Below are 2026 nucleotides of genomic sequence, written 5' to 3' on the forward strand. Positions count from 1 at the left end.
AATTCCGGATGATACGACGGACCGGTATTGACGCGTCATCAAAAAGTCTACGCGTGTATTCGAAGAAGGTCGTTGGACAGTCATCAGCAGCTTCAGATAACCTGACGCCAATACGTCGCCAAACGGCTTGGCATATTGCTGTGTTACTGCAAATAGCCGTGGCCTGTTCGATTTAATAGGGGCAACTCCACCCTGTTCTTGAAGCTGCTTGATGAGGGAACCGCTGGATCGACGCAGGTTGGGCAGAAGGAGATCGAGCAGGCATTGCTGCCATCGCTGGCTTATAACATCGTCAACGGCAACGCCCTGATCGATGTCGACTTCGACGAAGACGACCTATACCCCGAAGACTCCCACAGCCCGCACCCGCCTCCATTCACTCCGTTACTGCTGGATTGTCGCCCCCTTCAGCAGCCCGGCCGTGAACAGCGCCGCCGCTTTCTCCAATGCGAGCGCCTGCAGTTGCTGTGCGATGGTCGCTTTCGCCTGATCGAACGCCGGCACCTGCGTTGGCCGCATCGCGTCCACCTTAACGATTGCATATGGGCCGCTACCGTCCTTTCCAAGGGCAACAGACTGCGGCGTCACACCACCCGCCGGAAGCTGCGCAATCGCTTGTGCCACGGCAAGCGGCAAGCCCTGGGTCTTGCCGTCTTCCGCGGGAGTCTTGAAGCTGACCCACGGCAGCTCGCCCCCGGCCGCCGCACTCGGCGCCTTGCTGTACTGGCGCGCCAGTGCGTCGAATGGCTGCCCCGACTTCAGTTGCGCAAGCACGATCGTCGCCGTCGCCTCATCCGGCACCACGATGATCCGCGGCTTGTATTCCACCCTGCCCAGCGACGCAACGATCTCGTCGTAGCGGGCCTTGACCTGCGCATCCGTGACGGGCTCGGCGTGAATGTTGTCCTTCAGATAGAGCTGCATTTCGGCGTTCGTCTTCGCCACGTCCATCGCCTGCTGCACCTCAGGCTTCGTGCCATAACCCGCCTTCTCTGCGTTCTGGCGGAACAGCTCACGCGCGATGAGCTGCTGCTTCACCGCCTGCCGCAGTTGCGGTGTGTCGGCCTGATGGCCAACCTGCACCGCCACGCGTACCGCCTCGTCGAGCTGTACGTCGGAAATGCTCACGCCGTTGACGACGGCTGCCGTGCCCGCGGGTAGCCCCGCCGCAGGCGCGTCCGCTGCGTGAGCAAACGTCGGCGCGAACACGCTCAGCGCAACTGAAGCAAACGCCGCTACGCATGCGGCACGAATCGTGTTGTCGAGTCGAAACATGGATTCACCCTTATGAGAAAGATTTTTGCTAGAACGCCCAGTTGAACGTGCCCAGCACGAGCGTCGCGCGCGGGCCGATTTCGGCCGGCCGGCATAGCTGGCGCCCCACCAGCGCCTCGCCCGAGAACTGCTGGGTGTGCCATTGCCACTGCGCGCGCAGGCCGCTGCCGATGCCCACCAGCGTCGGGAAACCCGGCGTCGCGACGAGACTCGCCTTGCCGGCATCCAGAAACACATACGGCTCGATACGGGCGTCGTGCCACACCGGCACGTTCACCCAGGCCAGCTCGTTGCGCGAGTAAATGCCACGGTCACCCGCCAGATCGCCCGAACGGAAACCCCGGATCGTGTCCATGCCGCCCAGGTACAGTTGCTCGGTGCCGTACAGCGCCACGTTCGTGAACTGGCCGCCAACCGCACCGCGATACGCGAACGCTGCCCCCCCCCAGCTTCGGCAGCGGCAACGTGAACGTGCCTGTGGCATCGGCCTTCGTGAACTGGCTGTGCGCGTCGTCGCGCGAGATCCCCGGCGCGTCGTGGTCCGCCTCCAGCCACGGCAGGCCCTCCGAGACGCCGGCATCGAGCGTCACGTTTCCCTGCGCATCGTTGAGCACGAAGCGGTGCAGCCAGTTGCCCCCCACGCGCAGTACGACAAGGCGCTGCGGATCCAGATCGATGTCGTTCACCGCGCGGTCCGTGGAGCAATCGTCAATAGTGGTGTACGGGCGGGACGGCATGATCAGGCGGCCAG

General features: G+C 63.5%; 3 protein-coding genes. All 3 read right to left on the reverse strand.

All coding sequences use genetic code 11. The features are described from left to right. Positions 1-384: 384 nt before the first annotated feature. Positions 385-1275: a peptidylprolyl isomerase gene (locus V8683_RS31250; RefSeq protein ID WP_411188450.1), complete on the reverse strand. Its 891-nt coding sequence runs from the start codon at positions 1273-1275 to the stop codon at positions 385-387. 28 nt (positions 1276-1303) lie between these two features. Continuing rightward, positions 1304-1669, reverse strand: a complete 366-nt coding sequence (locus tag V8683_RS31255) for a ShlB/FhaC/HecB family hemolysin secretion/activation protein (protein ID WP_462880746.1) — start codon at positions 1667-1669, stop codon at positions 1304-1306. Beyond that, the coding region (locus V8683_RS31260; RefSeq protein ID WP_462880747.1) for a ShlB/FhaC/HecB family hemolysin secretion/activation protein at positions 1587-2026 on the reverse strand (440 nt) is incomplete at its 5' end. The genes V8683_RS31260 and V8683_RS31255, both read right to left, overlap by 83 nt.

It is taken from the genome of Paraburkholderia sp. AV2, from assembly GCF_054968425.1.